Below are 15,775 nucleotides of genomic sequence, written 5' to 3' on the forward strand. Positions count from 1 at the left end.
CATGCTGAACGCATTAAAGGCCATACAATCTTACAAGTCAGGCCATCTCTCTGAGGGAGAGCAGCCAACGTGGTTGCAGCTGTTGGCAGCAGCAGAGCAGCCGAATATTAACCTGGAACGTATTCATTCTATCGCGGAGCTGGAAGGAACGAATCCGGTACTGGATTATGTAGAACGCACACTTCAGGTGCTGGAGCAGCTTCAAGTTTCTTTTTGGATAAGAGAAATTCTGGAGGACGTGCTGGTCTGGTCGGAAACGGCAAAAGCAGGGTCACCGAAACAGCGGCGAAAATGGCAGAAACAGGGGGTTAACCTGTTTGTACATAATGTGGGTTCAGCACAGCTATATGACATGTATGGAAGTGTTGGAAATTTGCATGGCAAGCAAAGCCAACGTGAGGAGGAACATTCATCTCGATCGGAATCATCGAGTGATTCTTCAAATGATTATCCAAGTAGTACGCAATTTACGCCAACTGCATATGGTTCACTCACACCTCGGCGTGAGCTCATTCGTACCCTTATTACCACACACGGACTTATTGGTCAGTACATCAGAGGCGAAATCCCGTTTGCTGAAAATGCTCCACTGCATTCATTCATCACGCAAGGGTGGCTGACCGCAGATGAAATGCAGGCCATCCTGAGGGCGCTGAACGAATGCATCATTGCCGGTGTTGACCCAGCACTTTGGAATCAGGTTCAGGGTGAAGTTCAGCGTATTATAGGCTGGATCATTACAGAGCCGGATCATACAGACTGGAATGTGAAGGAGCGGCTCTCACGCTTGCGGAGCTCGTCTATACGTCAGGGAGAAGCGATGGATGAAGCTTATGCCAAACTTCAAGCCCAGCTTGAGATAGAGAAACTTCTCGCTCCTCTGGCTCACCGAACCTTATGGTATGTGGAGTCAGCGATGCACGATTTTTCGCTGCAGGAGATGGTCAAGATTTTCCTTTTGACGCTGCACAGTGAAGCTATGGAACAACAATGGGATGCAGTAAGGCATATCAGTTTTGAACCTTTAATGAACACGATGTATTACGACTATAAAGGTGTCAAGAAATTGAATATTTACAAGAAACGAATGATTGAAAAGTATTTGGAGCAATATTCGTGGGAGCAGATTGAAGCAGGTGAGACGATCACTTACCCTCACTTGACACATCGGATTGAACGGCACCCGGATTTACGGGATACGTTATTTGTGACGTTTGAATTTTCCCCGGCCGCGGAGAAGCTGATTGCGTTCTGTATTGAGGCAGAAAAGTCTCCGTTATACGAGAAGGCGGTGCTGTTGTTATTTGACCTGTTTGGATTGCGTCGGGACGCATATGATCGGTTCCATAATGAAGAGACGTATCTGGCCGACATGAACAGCTCAGGTGATTACAAGAAAGTACTGCTGGATTATATGGTGGGCAAACGAGTGCTCGATATCGGTCCCGGCGGTGGAATATTGCTCGACCTGATTGAGCAGGAACGACCTGAGATGGAACCAATCGGCATTGATATTTCAGCGAATGTCATTGAGGCGTTGGAGCGCAAAAAGCAGCGGGAGGCACATCGCTGGCAAGTATTGAAGGGGGATGCTCTTCAACTGGATCAATACGTGCAGCCAGGCACGGTGGATACGGTTATTTTTTCATCCATTCTGCATGAACTGTATTCGTATATTGAACGTGACGGACGAAGATTTAACAGGGATACGGTCGTTGCTGCGCTAAGAAGTTCGTTTAACGTGTTGTCCCCTGGTGGCCGGATTCTGATCAGGGATGGTATCATGACTGAACCTGAGGCACAGAAGCGACGGATTCGTTTTCTCGAACCGGATGGGATGCGATGGCTGGAACGGTATGCGCAGGATTTCCAGGGACGAAGCATCGAATTTGAGCAGATCTCCGAGAATGAGGCCGTGCTGGGAATCAACGATGCGATGGAATTTTTGTACACCTATACATGGGGCGAAGAAGCCTATGTCCATGAGATTCAGGAGCAATTCGGCATATTTACTCCATCGGCCTATGAGCATTGTATTCGCGAAGCGCTGGGTGAGCAAGCAGAAATTATAACGTTCCGACACTTTCTTCAGGAAGGATATACGGAAGCGCTTGGAGAACGAATACAATTTATGGATGAACATGGTCAACCTGCACCTTTGCCAGACAGCACCTGCCTGATTGTGATTGAAAAAAAGAAAGGAATGGCGGACAGATGACAAATGAAGCCAACACGGCTTTATATTTTGTAAGGCACGCGGAATCTGAATATATCGAAGGGAAGGAACGCGAGCGAGGTCTGACGGAACAAGGGAAAAGAGATGCGGCTAGTGTTGCGGGTTTGCTCCATCGGGAGCAAATCCAGCTGTTTTATTCCAGTCCGTATAGACGGGCTGTGGATACGATTCAGGGGTTGGCAGAAGTGTCAGGCGGCATTGTGGTCACCGAAGAGGATTTGCGTGAGCGTGAGCTGTCAGGTCCTGAAGTGAAGCATGAACATTTTCGTAAAGCCAAACAAAGGCTCTATGATGATCCTGCATTTGCCTATTCAGGTGGAGAATCCGGCGAAGTCGCTGGGGCGCGGGCAATTGCTGTTATACAGCGTATCCTGGATAGGCATCCGGGACAAAAAATAGTGGTTGGCACCCATGGGGATATCATGACGTTGATTTTCAATTATTATGATTCGTCCTATGGTTATGACTTCTGGGCAAACACAACGATGCCGGACATCTACAAACTGGAGTTTGATCGTGAAGGCAGGTTGGTCCAGGTAACACGACTATGGGAAGAACAGGTTTAGTTTCTCTAGGTAACACGTTCTAACGACGTTAGGAGGCGATGATACTGAACCGCAAGTTGGTAGAGTCCTTTATGGAGCAACAAATCCGTTTTAATGACAATAAAAGTTTATTTTATAATGAGGGCAAGTCTACACTAGGGCCATCTCCGCGAACGTTGTGCTGGCTAATGGAATATCGCGCTCAAGTTGCAAAAGCATTAGAACGTATTTTTACAGATGGATTATTAAATCATTTTACAATTAAACTAGCAGAGCAAGGAATTCGTCATTTTATCCAGGTGAACCAGTTTATGCAGTTTACGAGCAAAGACAAGTTGCAATTGACAGAAATATATAAAGATCAATTTATGCGAATCTGGTCTCTTTTGCAGAATGAGAGGGCAGGGGAAGAGGTAGTGCAGCAATTCTTTCAAGAGCATTATCATCAATTAAGAACATTTCTAATACAGACTAACGGCGAGGACTTGTTTAAAAAATATACGATGGGTCCACATCTCTTCTGGGTACCGTGTGAGGAGTATTCGGCGGATCTGCAGGTATCCTGGCTCGGCTTGGATATAGAGCACCTGCATCAACCGGTGCTTGATCTTGGCTGCGGTCCGCAGGCCAATTTGGTCCATTTTTTACGTAATAAAAAAATAGAAGCTTACGGGATGGACAGACAGGTGGATGCATTGGAAGATCGGCCGTTTTTGCGACGTATGGGCTGGATGGAATCTTCATTTGAACAAGAACAGTGGGGGACAATAATATCCCATTTGGCATTCTCCAACCATTTTACACATCATCATCTCAAGGCAGACGGTGAACCAGAAGCATACGCTCAGAAATATATGGAGCTATTAAGAGCGCTAAAACCAGGGGGCTCCTTCTTCTATGCGCCGAGTGTTCCTTTCATAGAGTCATTCGTAGATCAACTGCCCCAGTACTCTGTATGTCGAACCTGGATAACACCAACACAACAAATGACGCGAATTATGCGGCTGGATTAGATGAAAAAGGGGAGAGCCGAATGAAGATTACGTTTATGCCGGATACGTACACGATTGAAGAGCTAAAAGTCTCTCACTTGCAAGATAGGACGTACTGCATATTTGATCTTGAAGGAACAGGGATTAATCCGGCAGAGGAAAGTGTGACTCAATTTGGTGCGATGTATTACAAAAAAGGAGCATCATTAAATTCAACGTTCTCTTCACTTGTACGTGCGTCTAAACCGATTCCACAAGCGGTCGCGAACTTAACGGGCATCTCAAATGAGGATATGATCCAGGCTCCCTCGTTCGCGGAAGCATATCATGCTTTCCTGGAATTCATCGGGGATAAGGTATTAGTAACGCAGGCTGGTTATGAGTATGATTTGCCCATGTTGAAACGGCATTGTGATATGAATGGGCTGCCGATGTTTACCAATCCGGTTTTGGATACGAAAGCGATGTTCACATATATTCATCCTGAAATCTCCGAGGTCATCTCTACCGATTTCCTGATCCGGTATTATGACCTGAATACAGACGGAATTCACAGGCACAATACCTTGGCCGATTGTGGTGTGATTGCTCGTATTTTTGAACATGTCCTGAATGAATATCAGGCTCTTGCATTGGATCATTTTGCTGCGGATGCGAAACATGTAATGAAACGTTTTGTGATTCCCGAGATGTATTTGACAGCACCGATCGGAGGAGGGAAGCCAAATGAGTAGAGTGGATGCGGATAAACTGCTGGCTGATTTGAATGAGGGGCGGATGATTAGCCAACAGACATTCAAAGGCCTGGATGTGGAGGCCTATCTGGATCAACGGGATGCTTCTGAATTTGCCGATGAGTGGATGCAGGCATTTGAACGATTTGCTCAGAAGTCTGACGTTGTGGAAGAAGAAGTGCTTCGTGCATGCAGGGAACTGGCTTTCAAACGAACAATTGCTCTTGCGGGCGATCCTGAACTGGCCGGATATGTCAGTGATGATATTGGTTTGATTGGGGCGGCTCTGTTACAGGACGAAATGCAGGATTTATTTGTTATGCAATTACTTGAACGTTATCAACAAGGTACATTGCCCCTGCGTTAAGCGGGGGTAGCGGTTGTATATTCTTTCGTTTGTATAAAAAAATAGCCTCGAATGTGTATTGTGGATTTTACACAGCATAAGGTACAATTCATCTAAGTATTTAGTGAGAATGATAATCATTATTTATAAAAGCTGTTCTCACCGATACAACAACAGATTACATAGGGGTGAAGGGTACCATGGTAAGATTCAGTAAAGGGTTTAAAGGGTGGACGATCATATTGTTACTCATGGTTGTAGTTATAACGGGCTGTAGTGCAAATTCGGAGTCGAAGGTTGAGCAGGATTCTCCATCCGGGGCTGGAGCTTCAGGTGAGAGTACATCTGAAACAACAGAAAAAGAAGCAGAGACACGTGTTGTTCAGGATGAATTCGGGGATGTGACGATTCCGGTGCATCCGCAGCGGATTGCTGGTATCTATGTGGAAGATTATCTCAAGGCTCTTGATATCACGCCTGTAGTACAGTGGTATAATCCGATGTGGGGCGTACAGGAATATCTGGATCTGGATGTGCCACGGTTCGATTTGACCGGGAGTATTGAAGCGTTGCTTCAATATGATCCGGATCTAATCATTGTGGATGGAGTGGATGCAGCGACATATGAGATGTACTCCAAGGTAGCACCGACGTATCGTTTGCCTGAGGAAATTTTGCAGGATTCCAATCAGATCTTGACAACCATTGCGGATGTTGTCGGTAAACCTGAAAAGGGTGCAGAAGTTGTGGCTGAATTTGAAGGCAAGATTGCAGATGCCAAGTCAAAGCTACAAGAAGCGATTGGAAATGAGACAGTAGCCGTTGTACGCCTGAATGTGACTGAGAAGACGTTAGCTTTGTTTGGTGTGAAGAATCGTCTTACAGGATTTATCTATTCAGGTGTTGGATTAACACCTCATCCGTTGGCAGCTAACATGAAGGAATATCAGGAGTTACTGTCAGAAGAGGCGATTCCGGAGCTGGATGCAGACCACATTATAGTGTTCCCTTCCAATGGGAATTGGTCTTCCAAAGAGAACGAGGCGGCCATCAAAGTATTGGACGGAAAGTTGTGGCAGTCGCTTCCGGCCGTTAAAAACAAACATGTGTACATGATGGAAAGATCACACTGGCAATCGGGAGCCGTCATAGCGAATTCAATGAAGATTGATGATCTCTTGCAAAAAATGGCTCCATAAGCATAATCCTATAAGAAAGTTCTTCCCATAGGGTTGAAGAGCTTTCTTTTTTCGTTTACACTACTTTAAATGATAACAATTCTCAATTAAGGAAGATGGACATGTGGCCCACGATAAAACAATGGATTCCCAAGCCTTGGTTATGCTCACTTCGACATATAGAATATGTAGATCGCAATAAGCCCAATGCAGCGAAACGGCTCGCATACCCGATGTCTGACTCACAATCCCTATTCGTTGTGACGTGTGGAAAGGGTTCAATGGTCTGCTCGGACAGGGAAATCCGTATGGAAAAAGGTATGATTATATTTGTTCCCGTTGGAAAATCCATTGTAATTGAAGATTCTACTGGGACAGAGAATGAATTGCAATTTTATAAACTGGATCTGACGGTGGCTGAGGTGAAAGAGGATACTTCGAACCGTATGAATATGAGAGACACGACTGAGCACCATAGATTTCTTAAAGGGATAGATATCCAAGGATCATTATCTCTTATCGAGCTAAATTACAGTCCGTGGAGTTCCTGTTTGGAACCCTTGGCACAGATATTACGCCAACAGACAGATCGTGATTGGCTGGAACAGTGGGAGGTACAACTACGCTTCCAGGAATGGTTCAGGATCTTGCTTCGGCAAAGTGATCCCGAGACCGAGGAACCGAATGACCGCGTACGGCTTCAAAGTTCCATTCGTTATATTCACGAACACTATAATCAGGCCATAACGGTTGACGATTTAGCGGCTGATATCCGGCTTACCAGGGCCAGTTATACTCGGCAATTCAAAGAAAGTACGGGTAAGCTTCCGCTTGACTATGTGAATGCTGTTCGATTGGAACGCTCCAAACAGCTATTGCAACTGACGGATGATCGTCTGCATGATATCGCTCAGAATGTGGGATTTAATAACGAGTATTATTTCGGCCGTCGCTTTAAGCAGTATGCTGGCATTTCACCAGGATTGTATCGGCGTCATCATCGTCAAGACGCGCGTGTATTTGCACCTTATCTGGAAGACTTCGTACTGGCTCTTGGAGTAAGGCCGATGTTGCAATATTCCCATCGTTCCTGGGGCAGACAACACTATTTGGGATTGGAAGATGTTCCTGAATTCGATGTTACTCAGTTGGATGCAGGGTTTAATGAGACGAATGTGCCCGAGTTTATTATGCTGAACGGTGGACACGAACGCTGGAACTTGGAGCGGTTTGAACAAGTAGCACCTACGTTTTATGTGGATCATCAGGGTGAGCACTGGCGTTCCATTTTGAAATCTACCGCGGATGTGCTTGGAAAAGTAAGCCGTGTGCAGGATGTAATAGGTGACTATGAAGAAAAAGCGCAGGAAGCCAAGAACCGATTGGCACGGCATATGCGTGGGAAAACAGTTGCTTTTTTACGTATTTCTGCATCGGAAATTACACTCTATGGGAACCAGTACGGTTACGTAGGTCCTGTATTGTATCAGGATCTTGGATTGACACCGCATGTTTGTGTTCAGCAATGGGCGAATCAAAGTAGAAGAGTCGGTATTGGGCTTGAGCAGCTATGTCAGCTTGAGGCAGATCATTTCTTTATTACATTTGACAATATGGATTCTGCATATCGAGGAGAGGAGCGGAAGCTCCTGGAGAGAGAGGAGTGGAAACGACTGCCTGCCGTGAAAAGCGGTCACGTATATGAGGTGGATTTTATGACCTGGATGAATTATGGAGTTATTTCCCACGGGAAGAAGATCGATGATATACTGCGATTTATGGCTTAAATGATGCAGTATCTGACAGTTTATTCGTTCTAAAATCACATCTGTTGTAAAACGAAAGGGTGATGCTACCAAAGGCATCACTCTTTCATTAAATCTCAAGTTACTTGCTTTAATAATCCCTCATAGTTATTCCGCACATTACCAACTTCTTTAGGGACCTCGTAAGCACGCATCTCAGACGCTTTGTATGGTTTGAGCATTCCTAGTAACGACTGAACGTCGGAATTATCTCTTTCAAGCCATTCAGCTTCATCTTCGGGGCGTAATATAACTGGCATACGGTTATGGATGTCTATCATCAACTCATTCGGCTCAGTAGTAATGATAGTACATGTGCTTATCTTATTGCCCTCTGGATCTAGCCAGGTATCGTACAATCCTGCCAATGAGAATAAGTGTTCATCCTTCATGAGTATCCGCATTGGCCGCTTTGTTAATCCTTCTTTCTTCCACTCATAAAATCCGTTTGTTGGGATGATACAACGTTTGGAGCGGATTAGGGCTTTGAAGGCTGGCTTTTCGGAAAGAGTTTCAGCTCGAGCGTTAATCATCTTATTTCCAATCTTGTCATCCGTAGCCCAAGAAGGGACTAGACCCCATCGGAGCGATCCCAATCGATTGCCTTCTTTGCTAGCGATAATTGCCGGGATGTATTGCTTAGGTGCTGCATTGTAATTCGGCTTGTACTCAAATCCATTAGCCATGGCCGCCATATAACGTTCAATGATGTCCTCGACCGAATCAGTTATTGTAAATCTGCCACACATAAAGCAGCCTCCTTTGAGAGGATATACTATGTAATTTTACTCAAATTTCTGAGAATAGAAACGGGTAATTTGTGGAGAGAATCCTCCAAGTCTACATATGCTGCAGGCATGAACGAAAAACGAAACCGAAAAAAAGACGAATTCCATCTCGGAGGAAACCGAGTAGTTTTCGTCTTTTTTGATACGTGGTTTTATTTTTTTCAGAGAGATTAGTTTTTCTCCATCACCGCAAAGTAATTGTTTTCATCATCTGCAAAGTTGAATACTCTTCCGCCAGGCATCGTTACAATTTCGCCAACCGTAACTTGTTTATTGGATAAGTGAGTGTAAAGTTGATCCAGGTTATCTGTGAATAGCATAAGAGATGGTGTGCCAAGGTTTAATTCAGGCGACATGTTGGCAACGAATTCCTTGTCGTGCAGGATAATCGTAGTTTGAGCACCTTTCACAGGAGCAATCTCGATCCAACGCATGCCATTCCCATTGACTTCGTTAACGACATGGAAACCTGCTTTTTCCGTCCAAAATTGAAGAGCCTTGTCCTGATCATTTACATACAACATAATTTGCCCGACTTGAGTAAACATTGATTTACACTCCTTATATACGTAGTTGATTATTGAAGCAGGTATGCCTTTTTTAGATTGAGTCAAGCTTTATATTACCATATATGAGCAACCGCCATACAACTTCAATTCAAGCACAAAAAGAGGAAGCAAATGTCCTTGACTGCCGCAATGCGACATACCATTAGATAAAGGACAATTCGAACGACTGAATTGCCTTTTAAGCACAGCCATGTAATGGCAGATGGGAGCGCTGTAATGACAAAACGGGTAGTTCTATTGGAAGAAGGTACGGCAGAGATGAAAGGGCTGATGGGTAGTAAAGGGGCTGGACTTGTGGCGTTGTTCCAGGCAGGTTGGCCCGTTCCGGCCGGATTCATTGTAACACAGGAAGGCTGTCGCACGTTCTGTACCCGTCTTGCACATCTTTCAGCTGAAGGAGCCCAAGAGATTGGCAGCGCAATTCAGCATCTGGAGAAGCAATCCGGCAGATTTTTCGGCGATTCCTCAGCACCACTTCTTCTTGCCGTCCGGTCGAGTGAAACGTGTTCCCGTGGTACAGCATCCCATGCTTTGCTTCATGTAGGACTGAATGATGTGACGGTGGAGGGTTTCGCGAGGCAAACGAATGATCGTCAGTATGCCCTTAATTGTTATCGAATTTTGTTGCAGGATTATGGTCAACTGGTGCACGACATTCCGTATGCCCTATTTGAAGAAAAATCGGGAGACATCTCGATACTCGATGAAGCGAAGCTGGAATTCGCCATCGCGGAATGTAAACGCTTAATAGAAGAGAATGGGCGTCAGCCTTTCCCTCAAGATGTGCAGTTACAGTTAAAAGAAGTAATGCGTGCGGTTTCTGATTCACAACATATCCGGCACAACTCTCAACAAGAACTTCTTCGTAATCCTTCTCATTTCTCCCATGAAACTCAAGGAGCAGCTGTTCTTATACAGGTGATGGTCAATGGTGAGCGTGGTGACCGAAGCGGGTTCGGGACGGTATATTCTCGTCATCCAGGTACCGGGGAACGAGGCATGACAGGTGATTACGTTTCTGCTTCTGCTTCCTGGCGTTCAAATGACGGACTGGATCAACTGCGGAGTGAAAGTCCTGAATTGTACAGTCTTTTGCAGGATGCTTGCGGTTATCTGGAATCCCACACGAGAGAGGTACAGGAGATCCAATTTGTTGTGGATACAGGGACCTTGTATCTTGTGGAAATCAGTGAAGCGAGGTTAACCTCACAGGCGACGCTGAGGAGTACTATAGACTTCGTGGATGAAGGGGTAATCACCAAAGAGGATGCAATATTACGTATCCAGCCTTGGCATGTAACAGAATTGCTGAAAGCATCTTCAAACTTATCACCAGAGCTGCAGCTTCTGCTCGATTGGGCTGATGAAATGAAGGGACTTACCATACTTTCGAATGTGGATCATCCCAAGGACGCTGTGAAAGCCCGCGCGTTAGGGGCAGAGGGCATTGGATTGTGTCGGACAGAACAACTGTTGTTGTCTGCTTCGAGATTTCCTTTTGTACAGAAAATGATACTGGCTGACAGCGAAGCTGAGCGCAAACGTGGACTGGAACGTCTTTTGCCGATGCAGCAGTCTGATTTTGAACAACTCTTCGAAGCGATGGATGGTTATCCGGTAACCATTCGATTGCTTGATCCGCCGCTGCATGAGCTGCTGCCTGATATTGAAAGGTTAAACGAACGACATGAACAGTTGGCTCTGAGGGCATTGGAGGAAAACAACACTGAGGTGCAGGAGCTTGAGTGTGTCATCCGCAGGGTGCTGGAATTGCATGAACAATATCCGTTGCTAGGACAACGGGACTGTCGACTGGGAACCGTGTTCCCGGAAATCTACGATATGCAGCTGGAGGCCATTTTTCGTGCAGCGGTGAAGGGCATCCGCCAAGGGCTGTGGGTGAGGCCTGAGATTATGATTCCTTTGGTGGGTCATGCCAATGACCTTCAGGTCATGAGAGAGCTGGTGGATCATGTAGCGGACCAGGTGCTTGGAGAGGAGAAGCGTCACTGTCTTTACAAAGTGGGAGCACGAATTGAAGTTCCACGAGCGGCATTGACCGCAGCTCCGATTGCCCGTCATGCTGACTTCTTCTCGTTTGGCACCGATGAGCTGACACAGATGACGTTTGGTTACAGCCGTCACCATACGGAGAAGCCATCCCTTTATTTTATTGATCCACAACGCTCATTGCTCAGCAATCCATTTCAGGTACTGGATATCGATGGAGTAGGGCAGCTGGTGGAGATGGCTCTCGTACAGGGTCGAATTCGGAAACCTCATCTAAAAGCAGGCATCTGTGGCGAGAATGCAGCCGATCCGGCTTCCATTGCTTTTTGCCACCGTATTGGTCTGGATTATGTAAGTTGTTTGCCAGAACAGGTGCCGCTTGCTCGTATTGCTGCCGCACAGGCGTCACTCCTTGCCCAGAAGCAGGACCCAAATGAAAACAGGCAGGACGGTGATATATCGACAATTGCGTAACATTTCCGTATCCCCTCATGGAATACCAACCCCAAAACTGTTATACTGAAATATGCGTTTTGTAAAATGAACGTAAAAATTTCAGATAAGGGTTGAAAGCGACCATGTTTAATTCCAAAAATGAGCGGACCTCATCACGGACTTTATTTGCCGTGTTATTTATTCTTATGCTGCTGAAGCTGTCGCTTTTGCGGTATTTCTTTTTCCAGGGTCTGTCCGGCATCGGTTTCGTTACTGACGCATTGGGGGCCCTGACTGTGGTATGTATCCTCGATCTGATCGTACCAAAAGGCTGGAAGCGTTCAGTGTACGCAGGTTTTAATGTGTTGTTCTCGCTGGTATTGTTCGCAGCAACACTCTATAACGTACATTTCAGTTCGGTTCCCACATATACGGCACTCAGCGAACTGGGCCAAGTCGCCCAAGTGAGAGGCAGTATCGGACCATTGGTAAGACCTGCGCACTTCCTGTTTTTTGTGGATATCGTACTGGCTCTGCCGGTATGGTTTATCTTGCGCCGTCGTCGTGCCTCAGCTCGTAACAGCAGCTATGGCGACACTGGACTTCATTTTGGCAGAAGTCGGAGACGATATTGGGGTAAGTTGGGTGTAGCCCTTACGGCTGCATTTTGCATCGTGCTGTCAGGCAGCTTCATTGTCAAAGGGGAAACCATTGATAATGAACTGGTTCGTGCCGAAAATCTGGGCTTTCTGAATTACCAGGTATCATCGGCGATTCTGACGAGCAAAGAGAATGAAGCCATTGCAAATGGTAACATTAACGAAACCATCGACAAAATAAATCAACTGGTTAGCAAGTATCCGTATCAGGATAAGCCCAGTCAGGGAACGGCTATTAAAACCAAATATTTTGGTCAGGCCAAAGGAAGCAACCTGATTGTCCTGCAACTGGAGTCATTCCAAAACTTCCCGATTAATGCTTCTCTCGACGGTCAGGTACTGACCCCGGTTCTGAATGATCTGGCCAAAGAAAGCTATTATTTCTCTCATTTTTTCCAACAGATCGGACAGGGAAACACGTCGGATGCCGAGTTTATGTCGAACACATCCATCTATCCAACTGGCGTTGTGCCCATGTCAGCAGGGTATAGTGACCGTGATCTGCCAAGTCTTCCAAAACTGCTTGGGAAAGAAGGATATGAGTCAGAAACGTTCCACGTCAATGACGTCACCTTCTGGAACCGGAACAAAATGTATCCTGCGCTTGGATTCAATCGGTACTTCGACAAGCCGAGTTTCGAGAATGATAAGTTTAATGATTTTGGACCATCGGATGAGGAATTATATCGTGTAGGTGTGGAAAAAATGGCTGCGCATCAGGCTGCCAATCAGCCGTTCTATGCTCAATTCATTACAGCATCCAGCCACTCGCCGTTTACGGTTCCTGCGGACCGGGCGAGAATTACCATCCCGGCCACAATCACTAATACGTTGCTGCATGATTATCTGCAAGCGATCAATTATACGGATTATGCGGTAGGTCAGCTGATCAATGAACTTAAGGCAAACGGGTTATGGGATAACACAACACTCGTTATATATGGCGACCATTTCGGTCTGCCGGCAAACGATGAGATTACTCAGCAAATCCAGACCAATCTCAATGTTCCTTATGACGGTAATGTTAGTCGTTTCAACATCCCGCTGTTGATCCACACGCCGAAACAGGCGAAAGGTCAAGTCATAGAACAGCCTGGCGGTCAGTTGGATATTTTGCCAACGGTGATGAACCTGATGGGTGTATCTTTGAAGGATGAGAAATTCACAGCCTTTGGACACGACCTGCTGAATATGGACCACAATGCGTTCGGTATCCGGTATTACTTGCCGACAGGTTCATTTGTGAATAATGACATTATGTTTATTCCGGGTGCGGGCTTTGATGATGGAACAGCCTATTCGTTAAAAACGTATGAACCCGTCACGAATTTGGAGCCGTACCGTTCTGATTATGAGCACGTGCTCAGTTTGATGAAGCTGTCTGACGAGTATGTGAAGCTATTACCCAAACGTGCACCGTAATTGAATTTTTAGTTGTATGAAATACTATAACGTCACTGGCTCAGAAGCTGGTGGCGTTATTTGTTTATTCATCGTACATCTGTATGTGTAATGAACGTGTAATGAGAAGCAGATATCCTTTGAAACTGTAATCAATAATGTTACAATGGAAGATGCAGCCACTTACGATGGATGACGAAAGGAATGATATATAGATGAAACTTAGTGTACTTGAACATGGACATATTAATGAAGGACGGACGGTACAGGATACCCTTCAGGAGACGGTAACACTTGCCAAACATGCAGATGAACTGGGCTTCTCCCGCTTCTGGATGTCGGAACATCACGGCAGCGGGGCACTGTCGTTTTCCAGTCCAGAAGTTATGATTGCACACGTTGCAGCACATACAGATCGAATTCGCGTAGGTTCAGGCGGCGTTATGCTGCCCCATTACAGTGCATATAAAGTTGCCGAGAACTTCCGTTTGCTGGAGGCGCTGCATCCGGGCCGAATCGACCTTGGGATTGGCAGGGCACCGGGTGGAATGCCGATTGCGAGCAGAGCTCTGAACGAAGGAAAGTCATCGAATGTACAATTCTTCCCGCAGCAGATTGCCGATCTGGGTGGATACTTTCATGAACAGCTGCCAGAGGATCATCGTTTTGCATCCCTAGTAGCCGGACCATCCGTAACCACTGTTCCGGAAGTATGGTTGCTTGGCTCAAGTTCCGAAGGTGCGCGAATTGCTGCGGCACAAGGGACAGCTTACGCATTTGCTCAATTTTTCGGAACGCCGGGTGGGGAGGAAGCGATGAAGCATTATCGCAGACATTTCAAGCCATCCATCCTCAATGACAAACCACATTCCATGATTGCGGTATCGGCATTTTGTGCAGAGACCGAGGAAGCGGCCGCTGAGCTTGCTCGCAGCAATGAGTTATTTTTCCTGCGGCTTGGCCGGGGTCTGGAGCAGAACTCATTCCCATCCCTGGAAACGGTGAATAACTATCCATTTACGGCCATGGAGATGGAACAGATCCGTCAACGTCGTTCTTTTTCTATCGTGGGTACACCGGATCAGGTGAAGGACAAAATTACGGCAATGGCTGAACGCTATGAAGCAGATGAAGTTATTATTGCATCAGCGATTCATTCATTCGAAGATCGTTTGCGTTCATTCAGCCTGATAGCGGAAGCCTTCAATTTAAAGCAGGATTAATCGGTACTGAACGGGAATTATATTCTGAAATGGCTGGAACCTTGTTTAGCAAGGTTCCGGTTAACTCTTGCGTGATCAGGGAGAGGAGAGATTTACATTCGCAGATGTGTCATTAGTGATATTCATGGCTGTTACGACGAATTCAATGCTCTGCTTGAGCAGGCAGCATACGATCCGAAGCAGGACGAGCTGATTTTGTTAGGTGATTATGTCGACCGCGGACCGAAGAGCAAAGAGGTCGTGGAACAGATTATGCAGATGCACGAGCAGTATAACATAATTGCGATCAAAGGAAATCATGATGCGATGATGGTCAAGGCGCTGAGTCATGATGTCGAGGAGTACGACAATCATTGGATCCGCAATGGAGGTTTACAGACGCTGGCCAGCTATGCCGAGGTTTCTTTGGATGATGAGCAGTTGGACTGGGAGGTTTATACAGAAGCCAAACAGTGGCTCCGTACACACTACGAACATCATCTTCGTTTTTTGGAACAGCTTCCCCTTGTATACGAAATTCCTGGTTATATCTTTGTACATGCCGGGATTAATCCGGAGGTGGAGGATTGGCGGACCCAGTCAGAGCGTGACTTCATTTGGATTCGAGAGCCGTTCTATTCCAGACCAACCTCGCTCAAGGAGACGGTGGTATTCGGTCATACGCCAGTCAAAAACTTGCATAACGAGCCAGGTGTCTGGTTTGATCCCAGTGGGGACAAGATTGGCATTGATGGTGGATGTGCTTATGGTGCTCGATTGAACTTGCTGGAGATCAGCGAAGACGGAAGTGTGCAGACTCTTTTTGTGAAAAGAGGAGAGACCCGTCAGGGTCCCGAGCTTTAATCCATGCGGCG

13 protein-coding genes are annotated in these 15,775 nt (G+C 46.1%); 11 read left to right on the plus strand and 2 right to left on the minus strand.

Annotated features, from left to right (window positions below; all coding sequences use genetic code 11):
• The first annotated feature begins 1 nt into the window (after nucleotide 1).
• The 7 genes from MHB49_RS13785 to MHB49_RS13815 all read left to right on the plus strand — a co-directional run bounded on the left by MHB49_RS13785 (nucleotide 2) and on the right by MHB49_RS13815 (nucleotide 7,818).
• Nucleotides 2-2,218 (plus strand): class I SAM-dependent methyltransferase, encoded by a 2,217-nt coding sequence (locus MHB49_RS13785; RefSeq protein ID WP_405157129.1) that lies wholly within the window; start codon nucleotides 2-4, stop codon nucleotides 2,216-2,218.
• Nucleotides 2,215-2,802 (plus strand): histidine phosphatase family protein, encoded by a 588-nt coding sequence (locus MHB49_RS13790; protein ID WP_247902403.1) that lies wholly within the window; start codon nucleotides 2,215-2,217, stop codon nucleotides 2,800-2,802. Before MHB49_RS13785 ends, MHB49_RS13790 begins: the two co-directional genes overlap by 4 nt.
• Before the next feature lie 38 nt (nucleotides 2,803-2,840).
• On the plus strand, nucleotides 2,841-3,794 hold the full coding sequence (locus MHB49_RS13795) for a class I SAM-dependent methyltransferase (RefSeq protein ID WP_405156492.1): 954 nt from the start codon (nucleotides 2,841-2,843) through the stop codon (nucleotides 3,792-3,794).
• A gap of 20 nt (nucleotides 3,795-3,814) precedes the next feature.
• Complete coding sequence (locus MHB49_RS13800; protein WP_405156493.1) at nucleotides 3,815-4,507, plus strand: PolC-type DNA polymerase III; 693 nt, start codon at nucleotides 3,815-3,817, stop codon at nucleotides 4,505-4,507.
• Entirely contained in the window at nucleotides 4,500-4,874 is a 375-nt protein-coding gene (locus tag MHB49_RS13805; protein WP_405156494.1) for a hypothetical protein, read from the plus strand. Before MHB49_RS13800 ends, MHB49_RS13805 begins: the two co-directional genes overlap by 8 nt.
• A 179-nt stretch (nucleotides 4,875-5,053) precedes the next feature.
• Nucleotides 5,054-6,052 (plus strand): ABC transporter substrate-binding protein, encoded by a 999-nt coding sequence (locus MHB49_RS13810; RefSeq protein WP_405156495.1) that lies wholly within the window; start codon nucleotides 5,054-5,056, stop codon nucleotides 6,050-6,052.
• Nucleotides 6,053-6,339: 287 nt separating this feature from the next.
• Nucleotides 6,340-7,818: a helix-turn-helix domain-containing protein gene (locus tag MHB49_RS13815; protein ID WP_405156496.1), complete on the plus strand. Its 1,479-nt coding sequence runs from the start codon at nucleotides 6,340-6,342 to the stop codon at nucleotides 7,816-7,818.
• Nucleotides 7,819-7,913: 95 nt separating this feature from the next.
• Here MHB49_RS13815 and MHB49_RS13820 read toward each other — a convergent pair whose 3' ends face one another.
• Both MHB49_RS13820 and MHB49_RS13825 read right to left on the minus strand, forming a co-directional pair.
• Entirely contained in the window at nucleotides 7,914-8,585 is a 672-nt protein-coding gene (locus tag MHB49_RS13820; RefSeq protein ID WP_405156497.1) for an SOS response-associated peptidase, read from the minus strand.
• Nucleotides 8,586-8,794: 209 nt separating this feature from the next.
• Nucleotides 8,795-9,172: a VOC family protein gene (locus MHB49_RS13825; RefSeq protein ID WP_405156498.1), complete on the minus strand. Its 378-nt coding sequence runs from the start codon at nucleotides 9,170-9,172 to the stop codon at nucleotides 8,795-8,797.
• Between the two features lie 237 nt (nucleotides 9,173-9,409).
• Between MHB49_RS13825 and MHB49_RS13830 the strand changes: the two genes are divergently transcribed.
• The 4 genes from MHB49_RS13830 (at nucleotide 9,410) to MHB49_RS13845 (ending at nucleotide 15,764) form a co-directional block, all read left to right on the plus strand.
• Nucleotides 9,410-11,677: a putative PEP-binding protein gene (locus MHB49_RS13830; protein WP_405156499.1), complete on the plus strand. Its 2,268-nt coding sequence runs from the start codon at nucleotides 9,410-9,412 to the stop codon at nucleotides 11,675-11,677.
• 104 nt (nucleotides 11,678-11,781) lie between these two features.
• Complete coding sequence (locus MHB49_RS13835; RefSeq protein WP_405156500.1) at nucleotides 11,782-13,719, plus strand: LTA synthase family protein; 1,938 nt, start codon at nucleotides 11,782-11,784, stop codon at nucleotides 13,717-13,719.
• Between the two features lie 194 nt (nucleotides 13,720-13,913).
• Nucleotides 13,914-14,921 carry an LLM class flavin-dependent oxidoreductase gene (locus MHB49_RS13840; protein WP_405156501.1) on the plus strand — a complete coding sequence of 336 codons (1,008 nt, stop codon included), beginning with the start codon at nucleotides 13,914-13,916 and terminating at the stop codon, nucleotides 14,919-14,921.
• Between the two features lie 111 nt (nucleotides 14,922-15,032).
• Nucleotides 15,033-15,764 carry a metallophosphoesterase family protein gene (locus MHB49_RS13845; protein ID WP_405157130.1) on the plus strand — a complete coding sequence of 244 codons (732 nt, stop codon included), beginning with the start codon at nucleotides 15,033-15,035 and terminating at the stop codon, nucleotides 15,762-15,764.
• The last annotated feature ends 11 nt before the right edge of the window (nucleotides 15,765-15,775 follow it).

Source organism: Paenibacillus sp. FSL K6-0108 (assembly GCF_045040695.1).
Classification (GTDB): domain Bacteria; phylum Bacillota; class Bacilli; order Paenibacillales; family Paenibacillaceae; genus Paenibacillus; species Paenibacillus pabuli_B.

Excerpts from the sequence above, each read along its gene's own strand:
- MHB49_RS13785 (WP_405157129.1), top strand. The coding sequence starts at position 2 with ATGCTGAACGCATTAAAGGCCATACAATCTTACAAGTCAGGCCATCTC.
- MHB49_RS13790 (WP_247902403.1), top strand. The coding sequence starts at position 2,215 with ATGACAAATGAAGCCAACACGGCTTTATATTTTGTAAGGCACGCGGAA.
- MHB49_RS13795 (WP_405156492.1), top strand. The coding sequence starts at position 2,841 with ATGATACTGAACCGCAAGTTGGTAGAGTCCTTTATGGAGCAACAAATC.
- MHB49_RS13800 (WP_405156493.1), top strand. The coding sequence starts at position 3,815 with ATGAAGATTACGTTTATGCCGGATACGTACACGATTGAAGAGCTAAAA.
- MHB49_RS13805 (WP_405156494.1), top strand. The coding sequence starts at position 4,500 with ATGAGTAGAGTGGATGCGGATAAACTGCTGGCTGATTTGAATGAGGGG.
- MHB49_RS13810 (WP_405156495.1), top strand. The coding sequence starts at position 5,054 with ATGGTAAGATTCAGTAAAGGGTTTAAAGGGTGGACGATCATATTGTTA.
- MHB49_RS13815 (WP_405156496.1), top strand. The coding sequence starts at position 6,340 with ATGGAAAAAGGTATGATTATATTTGTTCCCGTTGGAAAATCCATTGTA.
- MHB49_RS13820 (WP_405156497.1), bottom strand. The coding sequence starts at position 8,585 with ATGTGTGGCAGATTTACAATAACTGATTCGGTCGAGGACATCATTGAA.
- MHB49_RS13825 (WP_405156498.1), bottom strand. The coding sequence starts at position 9,172 with ATGTTTACTCAAGTCGGGCAAATTATGTTGTATGTAAATGATCAGGAC.
- MHB49_RS13830 (WP_405156499.1), top strand. The coding sequence starts at position 9,410 with ATGACAAAACGGGTAGTTCTATTGGAAGAAGGTACGGCAGAGATGAAA.
- MHB49_RS13835 (WP_405156500.1), top strand. The coding sequence starts at position 11,782 with ATGTTTAATTCCAAAAATGAGCGGACCTCATCACGGACTTTATTTGCC.
- MHB49_RS13840 (WP_405156501.1), top strand. The coding sequence starts at position 13,914 with ATGAAACTTAGTGTACTTGAACATGGACATATTAATGAAGGACGGACG.